Genomic DNA, 25,920 nt, shown 5'->3' on the forward strand with positions numbered 1-25,920 from the left:
AGGCAGGCGAAAAAATAAGGCGATGATTTTTATTGTGGTGTCTTGACCGTGATGCCCGCTTGGTCCAGCGCTTCGCGGGTGGCTTCCACCAGCTCCAGCGCACCGGGGGTGTCGCTGTGCAGGCAGATGGAGTCGAATTCGATAAACAGGTCTTCGCCTTCCACGGTTCGAACAAGTCCCGTCTGACAGGCCCGCAGGACGCGCGCCGCCACCGTCGCCGGGTCCAGCGCCCGCACATTGCGGGTAAACACGATGGAGCCGGTCAGATCGTACTCACGGTCGGCATAAAACTCCCGGACCACCGGCTGTCCCAGCTCCTGCGCGACACGCCAGATCACCGAGTTGGGCATGCAGTACAGCAGCAGCGTCGGCTCGATGATGCGCAGGTTCTGCACCAGCAGGCGCGCGGCTTCTTCGTCGCGGGCCAGGTGCATGTACAGCGCGCCGTGGGGTTTGATGTGTTGCAGGGTCATGCCCTGGGCGCGGGCAATTTCCCGCAGGGCGCCAAGCTGGTAGAGCATGTCGTCCACCAGCTCCTGGGCCGGAGCGTTGATGTGGCGGCGGCCAAAGCCGACCAGATCACGGAAGCCAGGATGCGCGCCGATGGCCACGCCCAATTGCCTGGCCCGCTCGACGGTGCGGCGCATGGTGCCGGGGTCGCCGGCGTGGAAGCCGGTGGCGATATTGGCCGAGCTGATGTAGGCCATCAGCTCAGCGTCGACGCCATCGCCGATGGTCCAGGGGCCAAAGCCTTCGCCCATGTCCGAATTGAAATCCACTGCCTGCATCGAAGTCGCTCCGCCTAAGTGATGCAGGAAAAGTAGGCTGCCCCTTGACCCCTTGGGAAGATCTATTATCAGATGACCCATCTTCTGAAAATCAGATAGCCCTACGTTTTGGAGAGGCCGATGTCCCTGACCTTGCGCCAAGTCCGCTACTTTGTCGCCACCGCCGAGATCGGCCAGATTTCCCAGGCGGCCATCCACCTGAACATCTCCCAGTCGGCGGTGACCACGGCGATCAAGGAGCTGGAGGGCATGCTCGGTGTGCAACTGTTCGTGCGTTCGGCCCAGGGCATGAACCTGACTGACGCCGGGCGGCATTTTCTCAACCGCGCCTACGTGATCCTGCGCAGTGTCGATGACGCGCTGAACAGCCCGCTGCCCGACTACCGCGCCAGCGGCGTGCTGCGCCTGGCGGCCAGCTACACGGTGCTCGGCTACTTCCTGCCGCACCACTTGCAGCGCATGGAACACTGGCACCCGGACGTGACCATCGAGGTCTTCGAGCAGGAACGCCAAGCCATCGAACAGGGTTTGCTCGACGGCCAGTTCGACATGGCGGTGGTGCTCACCGCCAACCTTACCCACCCGGCTATCGTCTCGGAGATCTTGTTCAACTCGGAACGCCGCCTGTGGCTGCCCAGCCACCACCCGCTGTGCGAGCGCGGCGCCGTGAGCCTGGCCGATGTGGCCCGGGAACCCTACATCCTGCTCACCGTCGACGAGGCCGAACACAGCGCCATGCGCTATTGGGAACAGGCCGGGCAAACGCCCCAGGTGCGGCTGCGCACCAGTTCGGTGGAAGCGGTGCGCAGCATGGTCGCCAATGGCAGCGGCGTGGCGATCCTGTCCGACCTGGTGCATCGGCCCTGGTCCCTGGAAGGCAAGCGCATCGAAACCCTCACCGTCACCGACCCCGTCACGCCGATGAGCGTGGGCCTGGCCTGGCACCGCGAACGCGCGTTCACCCCGGCGATGCAGGCGGTGCGCGATTACTTCCACGACGCGTTCCTGGCGCCGCAGCAATTGTCGGCACGGCGTTAGAGCTGGGCTTGCAACGTCGCAGCCAGCCACTCCATGAATACCCGCACACGTTGCGGCAAATGCCGTTGCCCGGCATAGAGCATCGACACGTCCAATGGGGGAGCCGGGTAATCCGGCAGGACGCTGACCAGTTCGCCTCGCGCCAGCAACGCGCGGATACCGAGCAACGGCACCTGGGTAATCCCGAAACCACCCAGGCAAGCAGCCTGATAGGCATCTGTGCTGTTGACCGTGACCCGCCCGGCCATCGGCACGCGGTGCACCTTGTTGCCCTGCTGGTATTCGAAGCCCGCCGAGCGTGACCCCAGCGGCCGTACGTAATGCACCAGTTGATGCTGCGCCAGGTCCGCCAGGGTCATCGGCGTGCCATAGCGTTGCAGGTAGACCGGGCTCACGCAGTTGACCATCGGCATGCTGCAGACTTTTCGTGCGACCACCGTTTGATCCGGCTGGGCGCCGACACGCAACACGCAATCAAAGCCTTCGGCGATCAGATCCACCTGGCGGTCGGAACTGCTGATCTCCAGCTCGATCAGCGGGTGCGCGTCCATGAATTCGGGCAAGCGCGGCAGGATCAACTCCCGCGCCATCACGGTGGGCATGTCCACCCGGATGCGCCCGCTCAGTTGCGCCTCATCCTGGCGAAACAACCCTTCCAACTCCTCCATGTGCGACAGCAGGTCCTTGCTGCGCTCATACAAAACCCGGCCGTCCTGGGTCGCCTGCACCTTACGCGTGGTGCGTTGCAACAGGCGCGCGCCGAGCAGTTCTTCCAGGGCTTGCACATGCTCGGACACGGTCGAGCGCGGCAGGCCGAGGCTCTCGCCGGCCTGGGTAAAACTCGACAGTTCGGTGACGCGCACGAAGGTGCGCAACAGCTCAAGTTTATTCATGGGATTGTTCGCCTTATCCGGCCAGTGATTCCGGTATGGCGCTGTTTATCACGTTACGGACGAATAAATACACTCAGTCCCACCAATCACCTGAGAGGACTGCACCATGCCCCGTAAAATCGCACTGATCACCGGCGCCAGCCGTGGCCTGGGCAAAAGCGCCGCGTTGCACCTGGCGGCCCAGGGCGTCGACATCATCGGCACCTACCACAGCGCGGCAGCTGAAGCCCAGACGGTGGTCGAGCAGGTCCAGGCCCTGGGTGGCTGCGCCGCAATGCTGCAACTGGATGTGAGCCAGAGCGACCGCTTCGATGCCTTTGTCGGCGAAGTCGGCACCCTGCTCAAGGACGTGTTTGCACAGGATCACTTCAACTTTCTGATCAACAACGCCGGTATCGGCGCCCACGCCAGTTTTGCCGAGACCACCGAAGCGCAGTTCGACCAATTGGTAGCGATCCACTTCAAGGCACCGTTTTTCCTCACGCAAAAATTGCTGCCGCTGATCTGCGACGGTGGGCGCATCCTCAATATTTCCAGCGGCCTGGCGCGGTTCAGCCTGCCGGGGTATGCGGCTTATGCGTCGATGAAAGGTGCGGTGGAAGTGCTGTCGCGCTACCAGGCCAAGGAACTGGGCCCGCGCGGGATCAGCGTGAACACCCTGGCCCCTGGCGCCATTGCCACGGATTTCAGCGGCGGCGCCGTGCGCGACAACCCGAATGTGAATGCGATGGTGGCCAACAACACCGCCCTGGGTCGCGCCGGTTTGCCGGACGACATTGGCGGGGCGATCTCGACCCTGCTGGCCGATGGCAGCCACTGGATCACCGGGCAACGCATCGAAGCCTCAGGCGGCATGTTCCTCTGATTTCACACATAACCTGCAGGCGCGTTTCTGTTGATGATTTTTTCCCGGATCACGTCATACCCCCAGTGATACACATAGGTGTACGGCAGGAAAAACAGCAACACGCCGATGTCGAGCATGAACGCCTGCATCAGGCTGATGTTCAGCCACGCCGCGATCAGCGGCACGGCGACGATGATCAGCCCGCCTTCGAACATCAGCGCATGCAACACCCGCGTCCAACCGCCGTTGGACAGTTGCAGGCGCACCTTGAGGCGGTCGAACAGGCTGTTGAAGATGATGTTCCAGGTCAGCGCCAACAGGCTCAGGCCCAGGGTCACCGCGCCCATTTCCAGGGCCGGCCTGCCGGTGATCCAGACCAGCAGCGGCGTACAGATCAACAACGCCAGGCCTTCAAAACCCAGGGCCTGGCAAACGCGTTCAGTAATCGACTTGGTAGGGCTCATAACCTGTGCTCTGTGAAGGACGATGGTTGCCATGATTACCCTTTGAATCGATACTTCATAACCAATAACCATCGATCAAGGCGATAGTCATGGCCTCCCACGAAGTGCTGCAAGCGTTTGTCCAGGCCGCCACCCAAGGCTCGTTTTCGGCGGCGGCACGCAAGCTGGGCAAGAGCCAGTCCACCGTCAGTGCGGCCGTGGCGAGCCTGGAGATTGACCTGGATGTGGTGCTGTTCGACCGCAGCAGCCGCAAGCCGACGCTGACCCCGGCCGGCCATGTGCTGCTGCAGCGCGCCGAACAGGTGCTGGAGGCCAGCAGTCGCCTGGAACTGGCGGCGAGCCAGTTGTCCCAGGGGTTGGAGCCGAAGGTCACGATCGCCATGTCCGATACGTATCAGTCGGAACGCTTCGAGATCGCCCTCAAGGCCTTTGAACATCGCTACCCGGACCTTGAACTGGAATGGCTGATCGCCGAGTGTGAAGACCTGATCGCCCTGGTGCAGAGCGGCCGTGCACAGATTGCCTTGATCGAAGCCCAGCACATCTACCCGCCCGACCTGACCCACTCGCCCGTGGCCGAACGCACGGAAATCGCACTGTTCGTCGCCCCCACTCACCCATTGGCGCGCGTAGAAAACATCGACTCGCAGGCCCTGCAACAACACCGGGAACTGCGCCTGGCAAGCATCATCAGCCCCAACGAGACACGCCCCATGGGCCGGGTGTGGTCGGCGCCGAGTTTTCTGATGCTGATGGAGATGGCTCAACTCGGTTTCGGCTGGGCGGAGTTACCACGCTGGTTGGTGGAGCGCTTTGGTAATGCCGAACTGATTGAACTCAACGTTCGGGGTTGGCCACGCTCGGTGGCGGTGGATGCGTTGTGGTCGCGACAACACCCACCTGGGCCGGCGGGCAGTTGGATGCTCAGTCAAATGCTCGAATGACACCGCCTACAGGTTTTGCAAACGTTGTTCGAGGAAACGTCGTTCCGGGCCCTGCTGGGTCAGCGACTGGGCTTTTGCGTAGGCGGCGCGCGCCTCTTCGACGCGCCCCAGTTGCCGGCAGAACTCCCCCCGCGCCGAATGCACCAAGTGGTAATCCAGCAACTCGCCGCGTGCCAGAATGCCCTCCACCTGCTGCAACCCCGCCAACGGCCCATCGCGCATGGCCAGGGCTACGGCGCGGTTCAGTTCGATCACCGGTGACGGCACGGCCCTGAGCAATACATCGTAGAGCCCGACGATCTGCGGCCAGTCCGTCTCATCGGCACGCGCCGCTTCGGCATGCACCGCGGCGATGGCGGCCTGCAGGCAATACGGACCAAAGCGCCGTGTGCCCAGCGCGCGCTCGACCAGGGCACAACCTTCGGCAATCAACGAGGCGTCCCACAGCGAGCGATCCTGCTCAGCCAGCAGCACCAACTCACCCTCGGCCGAGGTGCGCGCCGGGCGGCGGGACTCGTGCAGCAGCATCAAGGCCAGCAGGCCCATGACTTCCGGTTCGGGCAGCAACTCCAGCAGCAGGCGCCCCAGGCGAATCGCTTCGCGGGTCAACTCCTCGCGGGTCAGGTCGGCACCGATGGACGCCGAATACCCCTCGTTGAACACCAGGTAAATCACCCGCAGCACCGCATCCAAACGCTCCGGCAGCGCGTCCCTGGACGGCACTTGATAAGGGATTTTCGCCTCGCGGATCTTGCCCTTGGCGCGCACGATGCGCTGGGCGATGGTGGCCGGCGTGGCCAGGAACGCCCGGGCAATTTCCTCGGTGGTGAGGTCGCAGATCTCACGCAGGGTCAGCGCCGCCTGGGCATCTGCCGCCAGTGCTGGGTGGCAGCAGGTGAAAATAAGGCGCAGGCGGTCGTCTTCCACGTCTTCGTCGCTCCAGTCAGCCGCTTCCAGCGTGTCAGCCTGCTCCTGCAACAACGGGGTAAACCGCGCCTGGCGACGCAGACGGTCGATGGCCTTGAAGCGCCCAGTCGACACCAGCCATGCCCTTGGGTTGGCTGGCACACCGTCCAGGGGCCAGCGCTGCACGGCGACGAAAAACGCGTCGTGCAGGGCTTCTTCGGCCAGGTCGAAGTCGCCCAGCAAGCGAATCAGCGTTGCGAGAACCCGACGTGATTCACTGCGGTAAAGGGCATCGACCGAGGTTGTTGCAGTCACAGATTCAATTCACGCACGGGACGCACTTCTACACTGCCGACCCGGGCGGCCGGAATACCGCCAGCCACCTGGATCGCTTCGTTCAAGTCACGGGCCTCGATCAGGTAGAAGCCGGCGAGCTGTTCCTTGGTTTCGGCAAACGGCCCGTCGGTGATCGACAGCTTGCCATTGCGCATGCGCACGGTGGTGGCGGTGCTCACCGACTCCAACGGCTCGGCGGCCAGCATGCGACCGCTGGCCTGCACGGACTGCGCGTAGGCGAAGCACTCCGGGTCGGCGGGGCTGTCCGGCGAGGTGTGCAGCACCTGTTCGTTGCTGTAGATCAGGCACAGGTATTTCATGGCGTTCTCCGTTTTCGGATTACTGACTATAGATCGCGCAGGTCAAGGTTTCAGGTCGAACAGACCGGCGCCGGTTTCCATGTCAAAAGGCGCGGACCAGTGCTCATGCACCACCTTCCACTGCCCGTTGATGCGCTGGTAACCGGCGCTGACCCGCATCCAGCACGTCTTGAGCACGCCATCCGGCCCGGCGCCACCACAGTGGGCGAGCCAGTGGGCAAAGGCGCTGTCTTCTCCGGCTACGATATGCAGCTCATGAAAGTCGAAAATGCCGGGGCCGGGACAGAACTCCATGCAGGCCTTCCAGTGCGCCTGGTAGGCGGCCTTGCCTTTGAATTGCAGGGCGCCAACGGCGTCGAACGCGACGATATCCTCGGCATAAAAGCTGACAATATTGTCGACATCCTTGGCGGTGACAGCTTGCTTCCATTGTTCGATCAGGGTGTTGATGGCAGTGCTCATGGCGATACTCCTCGGGTTGGAAAACATCACGGAAGACACCCTTGGTCGAATGGCCCGCCGACAAATCGACACCCCGCTTAAAAATAATTTCGTCTTCGGCAAACCCGCTAGAATCCACGCCTCTTTGTAGGATTTCGGATGCGCCACCGATGGAAACCCGCCTCGTCGCCTATGAGACGCTGAGCCTTGTGCAGAAACAGCAACTCGACACCCTGCAAGTGCATCCCGAGCAACTGCCGTACTCCGGCGATATCTACTGTGCGCTGAACAGCCTGCTGGTCAATCCCAGCACCGGTGCCATCAAAGGCTTCGCCCTGCTCGCCGATGAAATCCCGGTGGCCTTCCTGCTGCTCAAACGCCCACCGTGCCTGCCCCATTGGGCCGATGAGCACAGCGCGACCCTGCATGCGTTGCAGGTCGATCGGCATCAACAAGGGCGCGGGTTCGGCAAGGCGTGCTTGCAGGCGCTGCCGGCGGCGGCATTGGCTGCGTGGCCGCAGATCAGGGGCCTGGAGTTGTCGGTGGACGCGGACAATGTGGCGGCGATGGGGTTGTATCTGTCGGCTGGTTGGGTCGATAGCGGGGAGGCGTATAAAGGGCGGATCGGGTATGAGCGCAGATTGAAGAGGGTGTTTAACCCAGCCCTTTGATGTCACGTAAACATGACTTTCAGACGTTAATGTCCTGTTTACGTGACATCGGCGAGTGCTTCAGCCTCTTTCGCCCACCGGCAACCAGATCTCCACCGTCCCGGTGCCCTTACGCGCATCAAAATCCTCGCTGTAGCGTTCGAAATCCGCACCCATCACCTTGTAGCCCGAGTGCGGCAGCCACTCGAACATGATGCGTTCGTACGTCTGTTCCAGCGCCTGCACCGGCCCGTAATGCGGGAACACGGCATAGTTGAGCGGCGGAATTTCGATGTATTCAAAGTTGCTCGGCACGTCGCCCTTGTTGGGGACTTCGACACCCGCCATGTAGTCGAATTCGCCATGGTTGGGGTTATGGCAAACGCCATAGGTCACACCGCCGACGCGCTTCTTGATGTCCTTGATGCAGGTGTCGAACAACTCCCACAGCTTGGGGATATCGCCCACGGTGGCCTTCGAATAACGCCCTTGTACACCGGCAATCACCAGGGCCTTGCCTGCTTCCATGCGTGGCTCCAACGGTTGTTTTGTCTGCTGATCCATACGAACAGTCTCCTTCTTATGAGGGAACAAACCCGTATCGAGTATAGGGGCATATCCACGCGCTACTCCATGCAGAAAATTTTCCTACGCATCTGGACAACTGGCCATCATCGACCGTATTGTCTGCCCCGCAGGCCACCGCAGTGGCCGACGTCGCTCGGACGGTTCCGGGCGCTTACGTACTCTCGAGGCAACAATGGCCGACCAAGGTTCGCCGCGCCGCTTTGCGCGCATAGATCGACTCCCCCCGTATGTTTTCAATATCACTGCCGAGCTGAAGATGGCTGCGCGTCGGCGCGGCGAAGACATCATCGACTTGAGCATGGGTAACCCTGACGGCGCCACGCCTGCCCACATCGTGGAGAAAATGGTCACCGTCGCCCAGCGTGAAGACACCCACGGCTACTCCACCTCCAAAGGCATTCCGCGTCTGCGCCGGGCGATTTCGCGCTGGTACAAGGACCGCTATGAAGTGGACATCGACCCCGAGTCGGAAGCCATCGTCACCATCGGTTCCAAGGAAGGCCTGGCGCACTTGATGCTCGCCACTCTGGACCAGGGCGACACGGTGCTGGTGCCCAACCCGAGCTATCCGATCCACATCTACGGTGCGGTGATTGCCGGTGCCCAGGTGCGTTCAGTGCCGCTGGTGCCTGGCGTGGACTTCTTCGCTGAGCTGGAACGGGCGATTCGCGGCTCGATCCCCAAGCCGAAAATGATGATCCTCGGTTTCCCGTCCAACCCTACCGCGCAGTGCGTGGAGCTGGATTTCTTCGAACGCGTGATCGCCCTGGCCAAGCAGTACGACGTGCTGGTGGTGCATGACCTGGCCTACGCCGACATCGTCTACGACGGCTGGAAAGCCCCGTCGATCATGCAAGTGCCTGGCGCCAAGGACATTGCGGTGGAGTTTTTCACCCTGTCCAAGAGCTACAACATGGCCGGCTGGCGCATCGGATTCATGGTGGGTAACCCGGAGCTGGTCAACGCCCTGGCGCGGATCAAGAGCTACCACGACTACGGCACCTTTACCCCGCTGCAAGTCGCCGCGATTGCTGCATTGGAAGGCGACCAACAGTGCGTGAAGGACATCGCCGAGCAGTACCGCCAGCGCCGCAATGTGCTGGTCAAGGGCCTGCATGAGCTGGGCTGGATGGTGGAGAACCCCAAGGCGTCGATGTACGTCTGGGCCAAGATTCCCAAGCAGTATGCCGCCCTGGGCTCGCTGGAATTTGCCAAGAAACTGCTGCTGGAGGCGAAGGTATGTGTGTCGCCCGGGATTGGATTTGGCGAGTATGGCGATGATCACGTGCGCTTTGCGCTGATCGAGAACCAGGACCGGATCCGCCAGGCAGTGCGCGGGATTCGCGGGATGTTCCGGGCGGATGGCCTGGTCACCAAAGCCTGACCGGATCCACCTGTAGAACTGCAGTCAAAACTGTGGGAGGGGGCTTGCCCCCTCCCACATTTGTTCCATGGTGTGGCTTAGACCACCAACGACAGCAGCATGATGAAGATCAGCGCGACCACCGACAGAATGGTCTCCATCGCCGTCCACGTCTTGAACGTCTCGGCCACGGTCATGTTGAAGTACTGCTTCACCAGCCAGAACCCCGCATCGTTGACGTGAGACAGGATCAACGAGCCCGCCCCCGTCGCCAGCACCAGCAGCTCACGGTTAACCCCCGGAATCATCCCCACCACCGGCACCACGATGCCCGCGCCGGTAATGGTCGCGACGGTAGCCGAACCGGTCGCCACACGGATCACCGCCGCCACCAGCCACGCCAGCAGGATCGGGTTGATCTGCGCGTTCACCGCCATGTGGCCGATCACATCGCCCACGCCGCTGGTCACCAGCATCTGCTTGAAGCCACCACCGGCACCGATGATCAGGATGATCGCGGCGGTCGGCGCGAGGCTCGCGTCGAGCAGCTTGAGGATCTGCTTGGAGTGGATGCCCTGGCGATGGCCAAAGGTGTACAGCGACAGCAGCAACGCCAGCAGCAAGGCGGTGATCGGGTGACCGATCATGTCCATCCAGTTGCGTACCACGTTGCCTTCGGCAAACGCGATGTCGGCGAAGGTTTTCAGCAGCATCAGGAACACCGGCAGCAGCACGGTGACCAGGGTAATGCCGAAGCTCGGCAGGTCTTTGTTCTCAGGCTCGCGGGCCAGTTGATCGACCAGTTCCTGGGACGGGTTGCCCGGGATGTACTTGGCGATGAACGTACCGAAGATCGGGCCGGCGATGATCGCTGTCGGCAGTGCGACGATCAGGCCGTAGAGAATGGTCTTGCCGATGTCCGCGCCAAACACGCCGATAGCCAGCAGCGGGCCCGGGTGCGGTGGCACCAGGCCGTGTACCGCCGACAGGCCGGCCAGCAACGGGATGCCGATCTTGATCAGCGACACACCGGTACGGCGCGCGACGATGAATACCAGCGGGATCAACAGCACGAAGCCGATCTCGAAGAACAGCGGGATGCCCACCAGGAACGCGGCGAACATCATGGCCCACTGGACCTTCTCTTTGCCGAAGGCGCGGATCAGGGTCTGGGCGATCTGATCGGCACCGCCGGATTCGGCCATCATCTTGCCGAGCATCGTACCCAGCGCGAGGATGATGCCGACAAAGCCGAGCACTCCGCCGAAGCCGTCCTGGAACGCCTTGATGATCTTGTCCACGGGCATGCCCGAGGTCAGGCCGAGGAAGCCGGCCGCGATGATCAGTGCAATGAACGGGTGCACCTTGAACTTGGTGATCAGAACGATCAACCCGATGATGGTAACCACTGCGTCTAGCAGCAGGTAGGACTCGTGGGACATGCCAAACATGGGGGGTCTCTCCTGTTTGTTGTTGTTATTAAAGCGGGTGTTGAATTTCCTGCCGGGGACAGCGCTATCTTTTCCGGCAAAAAATCAATGGGTTGGTTCAAAGCCGTGTTGCAGCCACCAGGCATTGGTCTGCTCGGCCAACTGCTCGACGCTGTCTTCGCTGGCATTGAGGGCCAGGGTCAGCGGCTCGCCCTTGGGCGATTCAAGGGTAGCGAACTGGCTGTCTATGAGGCTGGCCGGCATGAAATGCCCGGGGCGATGGGACACACGGTCGGCGGCCACTTCACGGGTCAGTTCCAGGAACACAAAACCCAGGCCCGGGGCGGCTTCGCGCAGGTGGTCGCGGTATTTCTTCTTGAGGGCGGAACAGGTGAGCACGGGATGCTCGCCCGCCTTGAGCGAACGGCGCAGTTCATCGCACAGGATGTCGAGCCAGCCGGCGCGGTCGTCGTCGTTGAGGGGGTGGCCGGCGCTCATCTTTTCGATGTTGGCGGCGGGGTGAAAGCTGTCGCCTTCGATCGCGGTGGCGCCGTTCAGGCGGCACAGGGCCTCGCTGACACTGGTCTTGCCACAGCCGGCGACACCCATGATGACCAGGGCGGTAACAGGTTGACTCATGAAACACCTCAGGACGCAGATAGCGCTACCTTTGCACGCTGTAAGGCTAGTGCAAAAACAGGCTTTCCCGCGCCGTCTTGTCATTTTTATGGAGTGACGCGTGCATCCTCTCCAATCATTTGAACCGGATCAGGCAACCCAGCGTTCAAGCATTTGCAGCTACTTGGAGACAGCGCTACCTTAGTGCCTCGATTTTTGTTTGGCAAGCCGCCTGATGACCTCCAAGAACGATAAAAAAATGCGCACCACGGGTCGCCCGACCCTTAACGAAGTCGCCCGCCTGGCCGGCGTCAGCCCGATTACCGCCTCCCGCGCCCTGCGCGGCATCAGTACCGTCGCCACCGAGCTGGTGGAGAAAGTACAGCAGGCCGCCGCCGCACTGAACTATGTGGTCAACCCCGCCGCCCGCGCCCTGGCCTCGGCCCAGAGCCATTCGGTGGTGGTGTTGGTGCCGTCGTTGTCCAACCTGCTGTTTATCGAAACCCTCGAAGCCATCCACCAGGTTCTGCGGCCCAAGGGCTTCGAAGTGCTGATCGGCAATTCCCACTATTCCCGCGACGAAGAAGAAAACCTGTTGCGCAACTACATGGCCTATCAGCCACGGGGTTTGTTGCTGACCGGCTTTGATCGCACCGAAAGCGCCCGACGAATGGTCGAGGCCAGCAATGTGCCTTGCGTGTACATGATGGACCTGGACCCCAACGCCGGGGTGAACTGCGTGGGCTTCTCGCAACTGGCGGCGGGTGAGACGGCGGCGGCGCACTTGCTGTCCCGTGGGCGCAAGCGCCTGGCGTATATCGGCGCGCAACTGGACCAACGCACGCTGTTGCGCGGTGAAGGTTTCCGCCGGGCGCTGCAACAGGCCGGCCAGTACGACCCGGCGCTGGAACTGCTGACGCCGCGCCCTTCCTCAGTCGGCCTGGGAGGTGAATTGTTCCTGCAGTTGCTGGCAACCCATCCGGACGTGGATGCGATCTTTTTCGGCAACGACGACCTGGCCCAGGGCGCCCTGCTGGAGGCCATGCGCCATGGCATCAAGGTGCCGGAGCGCGTGGCTGTGCTGGGCTTCAACGATTTACCGGCGTCGTCGTTCATGGTGCCGCGCCTGAGCAGTATCAGTACACCAAGGGAAGCGATTGGTCGGCGGGCGGCGGAGCATCTGCTGACGATCATGGCAGGCAGCAAGATCGCCAAGCCGGTGGTGGATATGGGCTTTGAATTGCAGATACGGGAAAGCACTTGACCCATGTGGTAGGGGCAACCCCCCTCCCACATTGCTATCACCCCTGCTAGATTGAGCCTTCTCCAAATGCCAGGGAAGCACCATGGGACACTCACTGAAAATCTTGGGCCGCACCTCTTCCATCAACGTGCGCAAAGTACTCTGGACCTGCCAGGAACTGGGCATCGACTACCAGCGCGAAGACTGGGGCATCGGCTTCAAGCCCACTCAATCCGCTGAGTTCCTCGCCCTGAACCCCAACGCCCAGGTGCCGGTGCTGATCGACGACCACGGCGTGCTGTGGGAGTCCAACACCATCTGCCGCTACCTCGTCGGCCTCTACCAACGCCACGACCTGCTCCCCGCCGAACCCGCGCCACGGGCGCGCGTCGAGCAATGGATGGACTGGCAAGCCACCGAACTCAATCCGTCGTGGGGCTATGCGTTCCATGCGCTGGTGCGCCAGAACCCGGACTACCAGGACCCGCAGCGCATCCAGGCTGGCGTGCAAGCGTGGAATGACAAGATGGGCCTGCTCGAACAGCAGTTGCTCAAGACCGACGCCTACGTCGCGGGCGATGAGTTCACCCTGGCCGACATCCTCATCGGCCTCTCGGTGCACCGCTGGCGCAACGCCCCACTGGCGCATCCCGACTATCCTGCGGTGCAAGCGTATTACCAGCGCCTCAGCCAGCGCTCCGGCTTCAAAACCTTTGCCCTCGACGGCCATAACTGAGCACGCTGCGAGAGAAAGCATCCCCAGGATGGCGCGTTTCAAACAGTCGAGATTCCGATCACTTATTGAGTTTTCCCATGCCCGTACTCTCTAGCACCGACGGCATCGACCCGATCCGCGCCGCCCACATCAGCGCACGCATTGACCGCCTGCCCGCCGTCGCCACCGTCTGGCGCCTGTTCGCGCTGCTGTCCATCGGTGGTTTTTTCGAGCTGTATGACCTGTTCCAGACCGCCTACATCAGCCCCGGCCTGATCAGCGACGGGATTTTCCACACCGGCAGCGAGGGTGTGTTCGGCTTCTCGGATCAGGCCGCCTTCGCCTCGGCGACCTTTCTCGGTCTGTTCCTTGGCGCCAGCCTGCTAAGCCCCATCGCCGACCGCTTCGGGCGCCGGGCGATCTTCACCTTTGCGTTGATCTGGTACACCGTCGCTACCGTGTTGATGGGGCTTCAAACGTCAGCGCTGGGCATCATCGGCATGCGTTTCCTGGTGGGGATCGGCCTGGGTATCGAACTGGTGACCATCGACGCCTACCTCTCGGAACTGGTGCCCAAGCGCATGCGCAGCTCGGCGTTTGCCTTTGCGTTTTTCATCCAGTTCCTGTCGGTGCCGGCGGTGGCATTGATGTCGTGGTGGTTGGTGCCGCAAGCGCCATTCGGCGTGTCGGGCTGGCGCTGGGTGGTGCTGAGCAGTGCGGTGTTTGCGCTGTTTATCTGGCAACTGCGCAAGCGCCTGCCAGAGTCACCGCGCTGGCTTGCGCAAAAGGGCCGCTTCGCAGAAGCGGGGACGATCATGGACAACCTGGAAGCACGCTGCCAGAAAGACCACGGCAAACCGCTGGACGAACCCGAGCCGCAAGCCGTCAGCGTGCAAGGCAGTGGCCGCTTTGCCGATATCTGGCAACCGCCGTACCGCCGCCGTGCGTTGATGCTGATCGTGTTTCATGTGTTCCAGGCCATCGGTTTCTTCGGCTTCGGCAATTGGTTGCCGGCGTTGCTGTCCGGCCAGGGCGTCAGCGTGACCCACAGTTTGCTCTACGCCTTCATCATCACCCTCGCCTACCCGTTGGGGCCGCTGCTGTTCGTGAAGGTCGCCAATCGCTTTGAAAACAAATGGCAAATCGTCGGATCGGCGCTGGGCGCGATGATCTTCGGCAGCCTGTTCGCCCTGCAAACCACGGCGGTGGGTCTGGTGATCTGCGGGGTGATGATCACCTTCTGCAACGCCTGGCTGAGCTTCAGCTACCACTCCTATCAGAGCGAGCTGTTCCCCACCAACATCCGCGCACGGGCGGTGGGTTTCTGTTACTCGTTCAGCCGTTTGTCCACCGTGTTCAGCAGCTTGTTGATCGGTTTTATCCTCGAGCATCTGGGCACGCCTGGAGTGTTGGCGTTCATTGCAAGCAGCATGCTGATCGTGATGATCACCATCAGTTGGTTCGGGCCGCGTACGCGGAACCTGGCGCTGGAACACATCGCCCATTGACGGCAACGGCTGGCCGCCGGCAGGACAACCCTTGCCGCGCAGGCCACGCCATCCCCAATAAAACCGGGCACTTCACGCCCGGCACGCTATTTGCTCCACCTGTGGCACCGCACATTTCCACAGGTGACCGATCATGCTGGTTAACAACAACACCCAAGCCGTGTCGACCGTTCAACAGATCAAACGGCCCGACATGGACCCCGCCAACGCCGCCGCCAGCGCGCTGTACAGCGGTGCCCTGCAGGCCGCGCAGCAAAGCGTGACCGTGCCGGCCGCGCAGAAGGAACTGGACAAGGCCGCCGACCGCATCGACGAAGCCTTCGCCAAGACACGTGTGCAGTTGCAGACCAGCGCGGCGACCTCGGATGTGCCGGCTACCAGCGCCACCTCCGGCGCACGTGCCGAATTCACGGACTACATGAGCAAATCCCCGGCCGAGCGTATCCGCGAGCAATTGCTCAAGGAGCAGGGTTTGACCGAGGCGGATGTGCAGAACATGTCCCAGGAAAAGCAGGACGCTATTTCCAAGCAGGTGGCTGAACGCCTGAAGCAGCAGCAAGAACAGCAAGTAGCGGCGAAAACCGCTGAGCCGCAGGCGCAGACAGTCAAAGAAACCCTGGCTGCGATCTGACGCCATCCGCCCCTGCGGGAGCGAACGCGCTCCTGCAGGCTATTGCAGTTGCAATGTCGAGTTGAACTGCCCGATCGCATCCACCACATGCCGTGACCCTTCCTGGATTTCCAGGATCACCTGCCCCGCCTCATTCGCCAGTTCCACCCCCAGCCCCGTGCGGCTCAAGCTCGACTGCATGCTCAACACCGCGCTCAGCGACAGGTCGTGGTTCTTGCGCACCACATCGACAATCTCCACCGTCGCCTGGCTGGTACGTGCCGCGAGGCTGCGCACTTCATCGGCCACCACCGCAAAGCCGCGCCCATGCTCGCCCGCCCGCGCCGCTTCAATCGCCGCATTGAGCGCGAGCATATTGGTCTGTTCGGCAATACTGCGGATGGTCTGCACGATGCTGCCGATGATGTCCGATTGCTTGTTCACCGCATCAATGCTCTGCGCCGCCTGGTTCAGGTCGTTGGAAATTTCTTCAATGATCTGCACGGTCTGCTGCACCACCTCCGAGCCCTTGCGCGCGCAGACATCGTTTTGCACTGACGTCGCGTGAGCCGAGTCGGCGGCGTTGCGCAGGGTGGTGACCTGGTCGGTAATGTCGCTGGCGAACTTCACCACTTTGTACAGGCGCCCGCTGGCGTCGAAGATCGGGTTGTAGGACGCCTCCAGGAACAATGTCTTGCCGTATTTGTCTTTGCGCTCGAAACGGTGCGAGTGGTACTCGCCGCGGTTCAGGGACGCCCAGAACGCCTTGTAGGCTGGCGACTCGACGTCACGGCGATGGCAGAACAGGCTGTGGTGCTGGCCGACGATTTCATCCAGGGAGTACTGCACGGTTTTCAGGAAGTTTTCGTTGGCGTTGAGGATCTGGCCCTGGGGAGTGAACTCGATTACCGCCATGGAACGGCTAATGGCATCGATCAGGCTCTGGTTTTCATGTTCATGGTGAACCCGCGCGGAAATATCCGAAGCGACCTTGATCACGCTCTGCACGTGATTGTCCTTGTCCAGCACCGGCATGTAGCTGGCTTCGAGCCACACTTCCTGGCCGTGCTTGTTCAAGCGCATGAAGGTGCCGCTGAGCGCCTCGCCCCGCGCCAGGTCGTGCCATAGCTTGGCGTAGGCGTCGGTGTGGGTGTAAGCCTCGTCGCAAAAGATGCGGTGATGTTTGCCACGGATGTCTTCAACGCTGTAGCCCATGGTTTTGCAGAAGTTGTCATTGGCGTCGAGGATCACGCCGCCAGGGTCGAATTCGATCATGGCCATGGAACGGCTGATGGCGGCGAGCTTGGCGTTGGATTCGGACAGGGCGCAGGAGAAACGTTCGATTTGCTGCAGGTCGGATTTGTGGTGGAGGTTGAACATGTTCGGATCACCCTTCAATTACCAGCGCCTGGCGGGGCGCATTCCATTCACGGATCGAATACAGTCGCAAACCATCCAAATCGCTTTATATGCCAAGCGTCATCAACGGTTCTGGATGAGCATAGACAGGGCTTGGCACTCTGCAAGCTACTATTCAGCCAGCATTTCTAACAATGCACGGGCGGCGGCTGAAGGTGGACGATTTGGCGTACCGACCAAGGCAAATTCACGGTGCAGCGGCACCTTCAGTGCCATCACCCGCAACCCCTTACGCTGGATGGGCAGGGCCATTTCCGGCACCAGCGTAACGCCAACCCCCTCGCGCACCAGGCTGAAGGCACTGTTCCATTCGCGCACTTCCACGCGGATATCCCGCAGGGTCAGCCCCGCTGCGGCCCCCAGGCTGCGGGCATTGGCGGTACAGCCACCGGTGGCCAGTACGAAAGGCTGCTCCAGTAACTCCTCAAGCGACACACACGCATCAGCCGGGCGTTGCGCCAGGGCATGGTTCGCTGGCAGCACGGCCATCCATAAGTCACGGCCCAACACGGTGGCATTGCGCTCGGGCGCGGGGTTGAGCACCACGCCCAGGTCGATGAGGCCGGTGTCGAGCAGGGTGAGTACTTCGTTGTCGGTGACATCCAGGGTGGTGACCTCGATGCCGGGATAGAGCTGCGCAAAACGTTGCAACGCGGGTGTCAGAAACGTCGCCAGCACCCTCGGGAAACTGGCGATGCGAATCGTCCCCCGCAGCATGGGCCTGGCTTCGTCCACGGTGCTGCGGATCGCCTGCAAGGCACCGAGCATCACCCGCGCCTGTTCGATCACACTCAAGCCCAACGCCGTAGGCAAGGTCTTGCGCGGTTCACGGGTGAACAGTTGCGCGCCCAGCGTCGCCTCCATGCCGGCCATGGCCTGGCTGGCAGCGGACTGGGTCATGCCTACCCGCTCGGCGGCGGCGGTGATGCTGCCGTGATCGGCCACGGCAACCAGCAGGCGCCAGTGCATCAGGTTCATCATGGCAGTAGCTGTCCTTATGGCAGGGGTCTGAAGGTTTAATTTTACGCACGGTGCCACGCCCGCGAGACTGGCGCAAATTCAACGGAGCTGCCCCAGATGAAACTGTATTTCTTCCCTCACGCCTGTTCCCTCGCCCCGCATATCGTGTTGCGCGAATTGGCGTTGCCGTTCGACCTGGTGCTGGTCGATAACCAGGCCAAGATCACCGCCGAGGGCGAGGACTTCCTGCAGATCAACCCCAAGGGCTACGTCGCCGCCCTGAAACTGGACAACGGCCAGGTACTGACCGAAGCCAGCGCGATCCTGCAATACCTCGCCGACCTGAAACCCGCCGCCGGCCTGGCCCCTGCCAATGGCAGCTGGGAGCGGGTGCGTTTGCAGGAATGGCTGAATTTTATCGCCACCGAGATTCATGGCGGCCTGGCGGTGTTCTTCAACGACGCGATCCAGGGCGACGTGCGCGCGCTGTTCGAGGCCACACTCTTCAAGCGTTTCGCGGTGCTGGTGCAAACGCTGGAGCGCCAGGATTACCTGCTGGGGTCGCACTACTCGGTGGCGGATGCCTACCTGTTCGTGGTGCTGCGCTGGGCCGCGTTTCACGCAATTGACCTGGGCCGGTGGCCGGCGCTGGCGGCGTTTCAGCAACGCGTGGGTGAGCGACCTGCGGTGGTTGCCGCATTGGCCGCTGAAAACCCATGAGTTGAGATGAAGCGGCTCAGCGCCAACACATCCACCGAGCCCGAGCGATCCTGATCCAGGTGCGCCACCTGGCTGCGCACCTCGGCATGGATCTGCCCGGAGCCCTGCCCCAATCGCAACGCACCCCGCAGGTCCACCGCCTGCGCCGCGACGATCAGCTCGATGCTGGCCAGCCACACGACCCGCTCGACCAACCGCCGGGTCTTGTCGACCACCGCCAAGGCCTGCCCCGCATAGTCTTCGACACGATCCGCCACCGGCACGCTCACCGCCGGCAGCGGATTGGCCAAGTGTCCGATTTCCGCGACCAGCGCCGAACTGGTGCGCTGCAACGCGGCCATGCCGACATGACCTGGTTGAGTGATCAGGAAGCGCGGCAAGTCACTGGAGCCAGGCGAGAGCAACTTGGCGATGCGTTCTGCACTGCACGCCGCCACTCGATTCAGCGCCAGGCCCAGCCCTTCTGCGGCGAGTGCCAGATGCGTGCTGTCGAAATTCGCCGTGGCCAACACCAGCGCTTCCTCGCTGATCAACCCCGGGTTGTCCGCGCCGCTGCGCAGTTCCAGTTCGATCAGCTCATGCAACTGGTGCAACGCCTGCTGCGCCGCGCCCTGGACCACCGTGGCGCAGCGAAAGCTCAGTGGGTCTTGCAGGCGACGTGGGCTGTCCGCCAACTCGCCCCCCGCCAGCAAGCGCAACAGCGCCACCGATTGCTCGGTTTGCCCCGGGGCCGGGCGCAGGCGTGAGGCCCATGGCTGGAACGCACTGAGATTGGCGCGGTAGCCTTCACACGACAACGCCAGCGCCGCGAGCACAGCCTCCAACGCCTGCTGCGCCTCAGCCACCAGCAACGCACCGAGCCCAACGCTGGCGGCATTCGCCGAGACCAGCGCCAAGCCATCCTTACCGGTCAAAGGCACCGCCAGCGCCAGGCTCAGGTGCGACAATGGCGCCAGGTCGCTTTCGCCCAGGGAACCCAGCAACGGCACCTCGGGCTCGACGCCCGAGTTGAGCAGGTCCAGCAATGCCTGCGCCGCTGCCGGTGAAATCCCCGAGCGACCCTGGGCCAACCCGGCCAGGCGCGCCGCGGTGATGGCGCGCAACTCCTGGCGATTGGCAAGGCGCCCCACCCCCACCGCACGCCCCAACGGAATGCTCGCCTGCACCGGCGCCACCGGCGTATCCACCGCCGCGCCAAGGCCGGTGTTGACGCCATAGATCGGCGTGCCGTCAGCCGCCAGTTTCACCAGCAGCCGATGGCCTTCGTCGATACGTTGACGTGCCGATTGACTGAAATCCGCCGGTATATCCTGCCGCGCAATCGCCAGCAAATCCGCCAGCACCAAGCCTTGGGGATCGAAGTGAATCATGCCCAGCGCAACCGCTGGCCGATGCCCAGGCGCCTGGATTTCTCCAGCAGCGCATGGCCCAATGCGATATCACTGAGGCTCAGCCCGCGATGCCAGAACAGGATGGTTTCCTCGGGGGTTTCCCGGCCATTCTTCAAGCCGGCCACGATCTGGCCTAACTCGGCATGCAGGGTCTCGGCGCTGAGTTTTCCTGCATCGACATGGGCACGCAACGAACCGAACAGACCACCCTTGCACTGGCCCCAATCATCCACCACCACCTTGCTCATGATGTCGGTGAGCGACAGTTCCACCGCGCTCATGGTGCCGTAGGGCACCACGAAGGCGCCGGGTTTGATCCATTCGGTGCGCAACAGTGGTTCGGGCTGTTCCAGGCGCGAGGCCTCGACGACGATGTCGGCACCACGCACGGCGGATTCCCAATCGTCGGTGACGATCACCGGCTTGCCCAGGTCCCGGCGCAGGCGCTCGGCAAAGGCCTCGCTGCTTTCACTGCGGCGCGAGTGCACGCGGATTTCGTCGAAGTCGAACAGGTGATCCAGCAGGCGCACGTTCCAGTAGGCCGTGCCGCGCGCGCCGATATGCGCCAGCACTTTACTGTCGGGTCGGGCCAGGTATTTGGCGCCGATGGCCGTGACCGCGCCGGTGCGCATATCGGTGATCGCCGAGGCATCCAGGATGGCCCTGGGAATCCCGGTGGCCGGGTCCAGCAGGTTGAGAATCGCCAGTTCCGAGGGCAGGCCCTTGCGATAGTTGTCGACAAAATCCCCAACCACCTTGACCCCGGCATAACCGATAGCGCCGCCAAGCACACCGCGCAGCACGTTGAAGTGGCCGTTGATCTCGCCACCGGGAATCAGGTGGGTACGCGGCTCGATCACCGCCTCGCCACGGCCCTGGATCGCCAGGCTGGCTTCGATGGCGCTAAGGATTTCATCGTTGGAGAGACCCAGTTCGTCGATGTCGAGGCCGTTGAGAAAATCGATGTAGATCGGTTGCATGGTCTGCTCACTGATTAAGGGCTTTTGTGGTTGTGGCAAGCCCGCTCACCACACATTCATGGCGCCTTGAAGACGGCTTGCTGCACGTCGACCTTTTTCGGGATCAGGCCGTTGGCGAAGAACAGGTCCGCCGTGCGTTGCTGGGTCGCGACGTCCGAGGCTTGCAGCGGCCGGATCGGCGCGGGGGAGCGGTGTTCGAAGTAGCTTTTCACCACCGCCGGTTGCAGGCCCAGGGTCTTGGCCATCAGTGCGATGCTTTCTTCGGGCTTGTCGAGGGACAGGCGCTGCGCCTTGCCCAGGGTCTGGATGATCGTGCCGATGGACTGCGGGTACTGCTTGGCAAACGGGCTGCTGACCACAAAGAAACTGCCGGCCGGGTTGAGGCCCTGGCCGTCACCCAGCACACGGGCGGAGCCGTCGACCACGGCGGCGGAGTAGTACGGGTCCCACACCACCCAGGCATCGACTTTGCCTTGCTCGAACGCAGCACGACCATCGGACGGCGACAGGTACACCACGTTCACGTCCTTCCATTGCAGGCCGGCGCGCAGCAGGCTTTTGAGGAACAGGTTGTGCGCGCTGGAGCCCTTGAGCAGCGCCACGCGCTTGCCCTTCAGTTCAGCCACGCTCTGCACCGGACTGGCCTTGGGCACCAGCACCGCTTCGGTCTTGCCCTCGTTGGGCTCGACGGCGAAGTATTGCAAGTCGATGCCGGCGGCCTGGGCAAAGATCGGCGGGATGTCGCCGATATTGCCGATGTCCAGGCTGCCGCCATTCAGCGCTTCGATCAGCGGCGGGCCACCGAGGAATTCGATCCACTGCACCTGCGTGCCGGGCAGCGCCGCTTCGAAGAGTTTGTGCTCACGGGCCAACACCATGCTCACCGAGCTTTTCTGGTAACCGATGCGCAAGGTGGAGGGCTCGGCCGCCAGCACGTGACCGGCGATCAACGAAAGTACAGCTGCAGCGAAGACTTTAAGCATCAGAGCGCTCCCTTGACCTTGGCCGCGACATCCGCCGGCACCCATTGTTGCCAGACGTCTGGATGGTCCTTGAGGAACGCCTCAGCCACCTGGCGGGGCGGCGTGCGTTTCTCGCTCATGTCGCCGAGAATGCCGTTGAGCAGATCAATCGGCAGGTCGACCTTTTCAAACACACTCACCAGTTGCGGGTACTGCGCCTTGAACGGCGCCGACACACCAATCGCCAGGCGTGCCGGCATCGAGCGGGTGCCGATGGGGTTGGGGTTTTTCGCGTCGGACAGGGTCTTCCAGGCATCAGCGTTGAACGGCGGCTCTTCCAGCTTGACCAGCTTGAACCGGCCCAGCAGCGGCGTTGGCGACCAGTAGTAGAACAACACCGGCTTGCCACGGCGGATCGACGAGGCCACTTCGGCATCCAGCGCCGCGCCGGAGCCGGTGCGGAAGTTGACGAAGCTGTCAGTGAGTTTGTAGGCCTTGAGTTTCTGGCTGTTGACGATCTCCGAGGTCCAGCCGGTGGGGCTGTTGAGGAAGCGCCCACGGCTCGGATCTTCGGGGTCGCGGAACACATCCTTGTAGCGCGGCAGGTCGGCCACCGACTTCAGGTCCGGCGCCAGGGGCTTGATACCGCGCGCCGCATCGCCCTTGATCACGAACTCCGGCACCCACCAGCCTTCGGTAGCGCCTTTGACCGTGTCGCCCAGGCCGAACACCTTGCCCTCGTTTTCCGCCTTGACCCACGCCGGACTGCGCCCGGCCCACTCTTCGCCGATCACCTGGATATCGTCCTTGGCCAGGGCGGCTTCCAGGCTCACGGTGCTGCCGGGCAGGGTGTCGGTGGGCAAGCCGTAGCCCTTCTCGACGATCAGGCGCAGCACCTCGGTGATCAGGCTGCCGCTTTCCCAGGTGATGTCACCGAAGTGGATGGGTTTGACGGCTTCGGTGGCGTGGACGGTTGGGGACAGCAGGCTCAGGGCCAGCAGGCCGCCGCCCAGGAGTTTCTTCAGATGCTTCATCGGCAACCTCATAGTTGTGCGGTGATGTTCGTTAAAAGTCATAACTGAGCCGCGTGTAGTAGAACGCCCCTTCCGGCGCCGACGGCGACAGGTAGCTGTACTGCTGGCCCGGGGTCTGGCGCAGGCGGGTGTTGAAGTCGTCGGGTTTGCTGTCGAACAGGTTGTTGGCGCCGATCGACAGGCGCAGTTGCTGGGTGAACGCGTAGTTCACGTCCAGGTCGGTGTTCCATTGCGCGGCGAAGGTCTGGTCGTACTGGGCGTTGGCTGCGCTGGCGGCGTATTTGCGGTACTCGCCGTAGCGGGTTTCGCTGAGGGCGATGGTCCAGGCGCCGATGCGGTGGGTGGCGCCGAGCACCAGCTTGTCTTCGGGGTAACCGTGCTCGAGGAAACCACGGGCTTCGCGGGTGAGGATGTCGAAACCGTTGGGGTTCTCGTGGACCTTCTCAATCGTGGTGCGCGCCCTGGTGTAACCGGCCGACAGGCTCAATGCGCCGTACTGCGCCAGGTCCAGGTTGTACTTGCCGACGATGTCGACACCCCGCGTGCGCGTATTGGCCGCATTGGTCATGAACTGCGCCCAGGTGTACTGGCCAAACCCGGCCTGCTGCAGGATCTGTTCGGCGCGCGGCCCGGAAATGCCGCCGCTGTAGAGCAGGCGGTCACGGATCGAAATCTGGTAAGCGTCAACGGTCAGGGACGCGTTTTCGACCGGCCGCAGCACCAGGCCCAGGGAGTAGTTGGTGGACTTCTCGGGCTTGAGCGGCTCGGCGCCCAAGGCACGGGCGGCCGGGTTGTCGGCGGGCAGCATGCGCGTCAACACCGGGTTGCCGTTGATGTCGACGTTGGTGGTGGTGGTCCACGACGTGCCGATCTGGCCCAGGGTCGGTGCGCGGAAGGAGTTGTTCACCGTGGCGCGCAGGCCCACCTGCGGGGTGAAGTCATAACGCGCCGAGAGCTTGCCGGTGGTGGCCGAACCGAAGTCCGAGTAGTGCTCGGTACGCCCGGCCAGGCCGATCTGGAATTTATCGGTGAGCTGATGTTCGAGGCCGAAGTACACACCGCCGACATCACGCTTGTAGGTGCCGGCGTCATCCGGCGTGAGCCCGGAGGCTTGCACCGCACCGACCTGCACGCCGCTGATGCCGCCAAAGGAGTAAGACTCGTAGTCGCCCTCTTCCAGCCGATATTGCTCATGGCGGTAGGCAATGCCCGCCGAGACGGTCAGCGGATGGCTCGACCAGTTGACGTCCAGATCCTTGGCGTAATCCAGGCCGAGGTTGGTCTGCTCGTTGACCAGGGTGGCCACGTCGAACTGGGTCGGGCTGTTCAAGCCGTAGCTGGGGTTGACCGTGTTGAAGGCCAGTTCATCGTGCTGGTCGCGCCCATAGGTGGCACTGAGGTCGAAGCGGCCGAGGGTCTCGTCTTCGTAGCGGGTGCCGACGGTCAGCGCACCGTCTTCATAGCGGTAGCGGTACTTGGGAATGGTGCCGTTGGGGTAGATGCCCGGCACGTTGTTCGGGTTGTTGGCCAGCAGCGGCGGCGTGTTGTTCACCGACTTGTCCTGGCCGAAGGTGGCGAAACTGTAGAGCCGCCACTGGTCGTTCAGGCCGATTTCGGCATTCGCCGCCAGGTTGAATTTATCGCGCCCGGCACCGCCCCAGCGGGGGTCTTGCAGTTGGCCGTCGGCGACATATTTGTCGCCAATGTCGGTGGGTTTGTTGTTGAGGGTGTTGAAGCTCAGCGTGAGGAAACCATCCCCCGGCAAGCCCAGGCCGTACCAGCCATCGGTGGTCTTGCTGAAGCCGTCGCCCTGGGCGTATTTGCCCAGCTGGGTGTTGACCTGGCCGCCGCTGTCACGCTCCTTGAGCACGATGTTGACCACGCCCGCCACCGCATCCGAACCGTATTGCGCCGAGGCGCCATCGCGCAGCACTTCGACGTGGTCGATGCTGCTGATGGGGATCATGTCCAGGTCCACCGGCTGCGCGCCAATGAACGGTACGCCACCGGAGATGTTCACCACCGCCGAAGCATGGCGGCGCTTGCCGTTGATCAGCACCAGCGTCTGGTCCGGGGCCAGCCCGCGCAGGGAAGCGCCCTTGGGGTTCTGGCCACGGGTGGCGCTCTGGTTCTGCGGAAAGTTGAACGACGGCAGCAGTTGGAACAAAGCCTGGTTGAGGCTGGTGGCGCCGGTCTGCTTGAGTTCTTCGGCGTTGATCACATCCACCGGCGCGGCGCTGGTGAGGGCCGTGGCGTCACTGCGCCGGGTGCCGATGGCGACCACGCGGTCCAGGGTCGGGGCCTGGGCGGCGCTGGTCTGGGCCTTGACGTTGCGGGTGGCGTTGTTGCTCGCGCTTTCCTTGATGATGAACGCGCCGTCCGGGCTGACCTGGACGTGCAGGCCGGTGCCCTTCAGTGCGGCATCGACGGCCTGTTGCGCCGACAGCGAACCGTCTACGCTGGACGAAGAATAGTTTGCCAACTGTGGCGTGAACGAGATCACTTGGCCGCTTTGCAGGCTGATATCGAGCAGTACTTCATCCAACGGGCCAGGGGCAATGTGATAGGTCTGGCGCGCCTCTTCGGCACTGGCGGCGAACGAGAAAAACAGACTGGCCAACGGCACCAGGGCAAAGGTTCGACGCGGCACACGGTTGAACTGACTCACTTTGGCTCCCCCCAAGGAAACTCGAGAACGCTGCTCCCCGCAGCGCTTACGGGAGTGATGTGGCACGGCCGGGGGAAAACTTGC

26 protein-coding genes and 1 pseudogene are annotated in these 25,920 nt (G+C 62.6%); 10 read left to right on the forward strand and 17 right to left on the reverse strand.

Annotated features, from left to right (window positions below; all coding sequences use genetic code 11):
- Nucleotides 1-29 precede the first annotated feature (29 nt).
- The gene (locus AC3WP7_RS16910; RefSeq protein ID WP_092247074.1) at nucleotides 30-788 is read right to left on the reverse strand and encodes a 5-oxoprolinase subunit PxpA; all 759 of its coding nucleotides are present in this window, start codon (nucleotides 786-788) and stop codon (nucleotides 30-32) included.
- 120 nt (nucleotides 789-908) lie between these two features.
- On the opposite strand from AC3WP7_RS16910, the gene AC3WP7_RS16915 reads away from it, so the two are divergent.
- Nucleotides 909-1,826: a LysR family transcriptional regulator gene (locus AC3WP7_RS16915; RefSeq protein ID WP_071489492.1), complete on the forward strand. Its 918-nt coding sequence runs from the start codon at nucleotides 909-911 to the stop codon at nucleotides 1,824-1,826.
- On the opposite strand, the gene AC3WP7_RS16920 is transcribed toward AC3WP7_RS16915, so the two are convergent.
- Entirely contained in the window at nucleotides 1,823-2,719 is an 897-nt protein-coding gene (locus AC3WP7_RS16920) for a LysR family transcriptional regulator (protein ID WP_092247071.1), read from the reverse strand. The two genes, AC3WP7_RS16915 and AC3WP7_RS16920, sit on opposite strands and share 4 nt — an antisense overlap.
- A gap of 106 nt (nucleotides 2,720-2,825) precedes the next feature.
- On the opposite strand from AC3WP7_RS16920, the gene AC3WP7_RS16925 reads away from it, so the two are divergent.
- On the forward strand, nucleotides 2,826-3,584 hold the full coding sequence (locus AC3WP7_RS16925; protein WP_102592903.1) for an SDR family NAD(P)-dependent oxidoreductase: 759 nt from the start codon (nucleotides 2,826-2,828) through the stop codon (nucleotides 3,582-3,584).
- A 2-nt stretch (nucleotides 3,585-3,586) separates the two neighbouring features.
- Here the strand turns inward: AC3WP7_RS16925 and AC3WP7_RS16930 are convergent, their stop codons facing one another.
- Complete coding sequence (locus AC3WP7_RS16930; protein ID WP_092247068.1) at nucleotides 3,587-4,030, reverse strand: multidrug/biocide efflux PACE transporter; 444 nt, start codon at nucleotides 4,028-4,030, stop codon at nucleotides 3,587-3,589.
- A gap of 89 nt (nucleotides 4,031-4,119) precedes the next feature.
- Here AC3WP7_RS16930 and AC3WP7_RS16935 point away from each other — a divergent pair, with 89 nt between their 5' ends.
- Nucleotides 4,120-4,974, forward strand: a complete 855-nt coding sequence (locus AC3WP7_RS16935) for a LysR family transcriptional regulator (RefSeq protein ID WP_092247065.1) — start codon at nucleotides 4,120-4,122, stop codon at nucleotides 4,972-4,974.
- 6 nt (nucleotides 4,975-4,980) lie between these two features.
- Here AC3WP7_RS16935 and AC3WP7_RS16940 read toward each other — a convergent pair whose 3' ends face one another.
- The 3 genes from AC3WP7_RS16940 to AC3WP7_RS16950 are packed head-to-tail and all read right to left on the reverse strand — an operon-like array spanning nucleotide 4,981 to nucleotide 6,998.
- The gene (locus AC3WP7_RS16940; RefSeq protein WP_093529856.1) at nucleotides 4,981-6,195 is read right to left on the reverse strand and encodes an RNA polymerase sigma factor; all 1,215 of its coding nucleotides are present in this window, start codon (nucleotides 6,193-6,195) and stop codon (nucleotides 4,981-4,983) included.
- Nucleotides 6,192-6,536: a YciI family protein gene (locus AC3WP7_RS16945; RefSeq protein ID WP_016978318.1), complete on the reverse strand. Its 345-nt coding sequence runs from the start codon at nucleotides 6,534-6,536 to the stop codon at nucleotides 6,192-6,194. The genes AC3WP7_RS16940 and AC3WP7_RS16945 overlap by 4 nt, the downstream gene beginning before the upstream one ends.
- A gap of 42 nt (nucleotides 6,537-6,578) precedes the next feature.
- Nucleotides 6,579-6,998: a YybH family protein gene (locus tag AC3WP7_RS16950; protein WP_093125399.1), complete on the reverse strand. Its 420-nt coding sequence runs from the start codon at nucleotides 6,996-6,998 to the stop codon at nucleotides 6,579-6,581.
- A 149-nt stretch (nucleotides 6,999-7,147) separates the two neighbouring features.
- Between AC3WP7_RS16950 and AC3WP7_RS16955 the strand changes: the two genes are divergently transcribed.
- Entirely contained in the window at nucleotides 7,148-7,648 is a 501-nt protein-coding gene (locus AC3WP7_RS16955; RefSeq protein ID WP_071489485.1) for a GNAT family N-acetyltransferase, read from the forward strand.
- Between the two features lie 60 nt (nucleotides 7,649-7,708).
- Here AC3WP7_RS16955 and AC3WP7_RS16960 read toward each other — a convergent pair whose 3' ends face one another.
- Nucleotides 7,709-8,191, reverse strand: coding sequence for a GyrI-like domain-containing protein (locus AC3WP7_RS16960; protein WP_071489484.1), 483 nt, complete (start codon nucleotides 8,189-8,191; stop codon nucleotides 7,709-7,711).
- A 196-nt stretch (nucleotides 8,192-8,387) separates the two neighbouring features.
- Here AC3WP7_RS16960 and alaC point away from each other — a divergent pair, with 196 nt between their 5' ends.
- Nucleotides 8,388-9,599, forward strand: coding sequence for an alanine transaminase (gene alaC / locus AC3WP7_RS16965; RefSeq protein WP_102592902.1), 1,212 nt, complete (start codon nucleotides 8,388-8,390; stop codon nucleotides 9,597-9,599).
- A gap of 77 nt (nucleotides 9,600-9,676) precedes the next feature.
- Here the strand turns inward: alaC and AC3WP7_RS16970 are convergent, their stop codons facing one another.
- Together AC3WP7_RS16970 and AC3WP7_RS16975 are read right to left on the reverse strand one after the other, a co-directional pair.
- Complete coding sequence (locus tag AC3WP7_RS16970; protein WP_058423189.1) at nucleotides 9,677-11,029, reverse strand: GntP family permease; 1,353 nt, start codon at nucleotides 11,027-11,029, stop codon at nucleotides 9,677-9,679.
- A gap of 84 nt (nucleotides 11,030-11,113) precedes the next feature.
- Nucleotides 11,114-11,647, reverse strand: a complete 534-nt coding sequence (locus tag AC3WP7_RS16975) for a gluconokinase (protein WP_071489482.1) — start codon at nucleotides 11,645-11,647, stop codon at nucleotides 11,114-11,116.
- A gap of 211 nt (nucleotides 11,648-11,858) precedes the next feature.
- Here AC3WP7_RS16975 and gntR point away from each other — a divergent pair, with 211 nt between their 5' ends.
- From gntR to AC3WP7_RS16995, 4 genes are all read left to right on the forward strand, one after another.
- On the forward strand, nucleotides 11,859-12,890 hold the full coding sequence (gene gntR, locus AC3WP7_RS16980) for an HTH-type transcriptional regulator GntR (protein WP_172963360.1): 1,032 nt from the start codon (nucleotides 11,859-11,861) through the stop codon (nucleotides 12,888-12,890).
- A gap of 82 nt (nucleotides 12,891-12,972) precedes the next feature.
- Nucleotides 12,973-13,605 (forward strand): glutathione S-transferase family protein, encoded by a 633-nt coding sequence (locus AC3WP7_RS16985; RefSeq protein ID WP_092247047.1) that lies wholly within the window; start codon nucleotides 12,973-12,975, stop codon nucleotides 13,603-13,605.
- Nucleotides 13,606-13,682: 77 nt separating this feature from the next.
- Nucleotides 13,683-15,092: an MFS transporter gene (locus AC3WP7_RS16990; RefSeq protein ID WP_102592900.1), complete on the forward strand. Its 1,410-nt coding sequence runs from the start codon at nucleotides 13,683-13,685 to the stop codon at nucleotides 15,090-15,092.
- 133 nt (nucleotides 15,093-15,225) lie between these two features.
- A complete protein-coding gene (locus AC3WP7_RS16995) occupies nucleotides 15,226-15,723 on the forward strand; it encodes a hypothetical protein (RefSeq protein ID WP_071489477.1) in 498 nt (165 codons plus the stop codon).
- A gap of 39 nt (nucleotides 15,724-15,762) precedes the next feature.
- Here AC3WP7_RS16995 and AC3WP7_RS17000 read toward each other — a convergent pair whose 3' ends face one another.
- The 3 genes and pseudogenes from AC3WP7_RS17000 to AC3WP7_RS17010 form a co-directional block, all read right to left on the reverse strand.
- Nucleotides 15,763-16,332: a methyl-accepting chemotaxis protein gene (locus AC3WP7_RS17000; protein WP_371918791.1), complete on the reverse strand. Its 570-nt coding sequence runs from the start codon at nucleotides 16,330-16,332 to the stop codon at nucleotides 15,763-15,765.
- Nucleotides 16,306-17,082, reverse strand: a pseudogene (locus AC3WP7_RS17005) (PAS domain-containing protein); the annotation flags it as partial. The gene AC3WP7_RS17000 and the pseudogene AC3WP7_RS17005, both read right to left, overlap by 27 nt.
- Nucleotides 17,083-17,232: 150 nt before the next feature.
- Entirely contained in the window at nucleotides 17,233-18,102 is an 870-nt protein-coding gene (locus tag AC3WP7_RS17010; protein ID WP_093529864.1) for a LysR family transcriptional regulator, read from the reverse strand.
- Between the two features lie 96 nt (nucleotides 18,103-18,198).
- On the opposite strand from AC3WP7_RS17010, the gene gstA reads away from it, so the two are divergent.
- Entirely contained in the window at nucleotides 18,199-18,801 is a 603-nt protein-coding gene (gene gstA, locus AC3WP7_RS17015; protein WP_092247036.1) for a glutathione transferase GstA, read from the forward strand.
- Here the strand turns inward: gstA and AC3WP7_RS17020 are convergent.
- The 5 genes from AC3WP7_RS17020 to AC3WP7_RS17040 are packed head-to-tail and all read right to left on the reverse strand — an operon-like array spanning nucleotide 18,741 to nucleotide 25,836.
- Nucleotides 18,741-20,171, reverse strand: a complete 1,431-nt coding sequence (locus AC3WP7_RS17020; protein ID WP_102592899.1) for an aromatic amino acid lyase — start codon at nucleotides 20,169-20,171, stop codon at nucleotides 18,741-18,743. The two genes, gstA and AC3WP7_RS17020, sit on opposite strands and share 61 nt — an antisense overlap.
- Nucleotides 20,168-21,172: an ornithine cyclodeaminase family protein gene (locus tag AC3WP7_RS17025; protein ID WP_102592898.1), complete on the reverse strand. Its 1,005-nt coding sequence runs from the start codon at nucleotides 21,170-21,172 to the stop codon at nucleotides 20,168-20,170. The genes AC3WP7_RS17020 and AC3WP7_RS17025 overlap by 4 nt, the downstream gene beginning before the upstream one ends.
- A gap of 56 nt (nucleotides 21,173-21,228) precedes the next feature.
- Nucleotides 21,229-22,155 (reverse strand): aliphatic sulfonate ABC transporter substrate-binding protein, encoded by a 927-nt coding sequence (locus tag AC3WP7_RS17030; RefSeq protein WP_092247027.1) that lies wholly within the window; start codon nucleotides 22,153-22,155, stop codon nucleotides 21,229-21,231.
- A complete protein-coding gene (locus AC3WP7_RS17035; protein WP_092247024.1) occupies nucleotides 22,155-23,168 on the reverse strand; it encodes an ABC transporter substrate-binding protein in 1,014 nt (337 codons plus the stop codon). Before AC3WP7_RS17035 ends, AC3WP7_RS17030 begins: the two co-directional genes overlap by 1 nt.
- Nucleotides 23,169-23,199: 31 nt before the next feature.
- Complete coding sequence (locus AC3WP7_RS17040) at nucleotides 23,200-25,836, reverse strand: TonB-dependent receptor plug domain-containing protein (protein ID WP_102592897.1); 2,637 nt, start codon at nucleotides 25,834-25,836, stop codon at nucleotides 23,200-23,202.
- Nucleotides 25,837-25,920: the final 84 nt, after the last annotated feature.

Source organism: Pseudomonas sp. FW305-3-2-15-C-LB1, assembly GCF_058787615.1.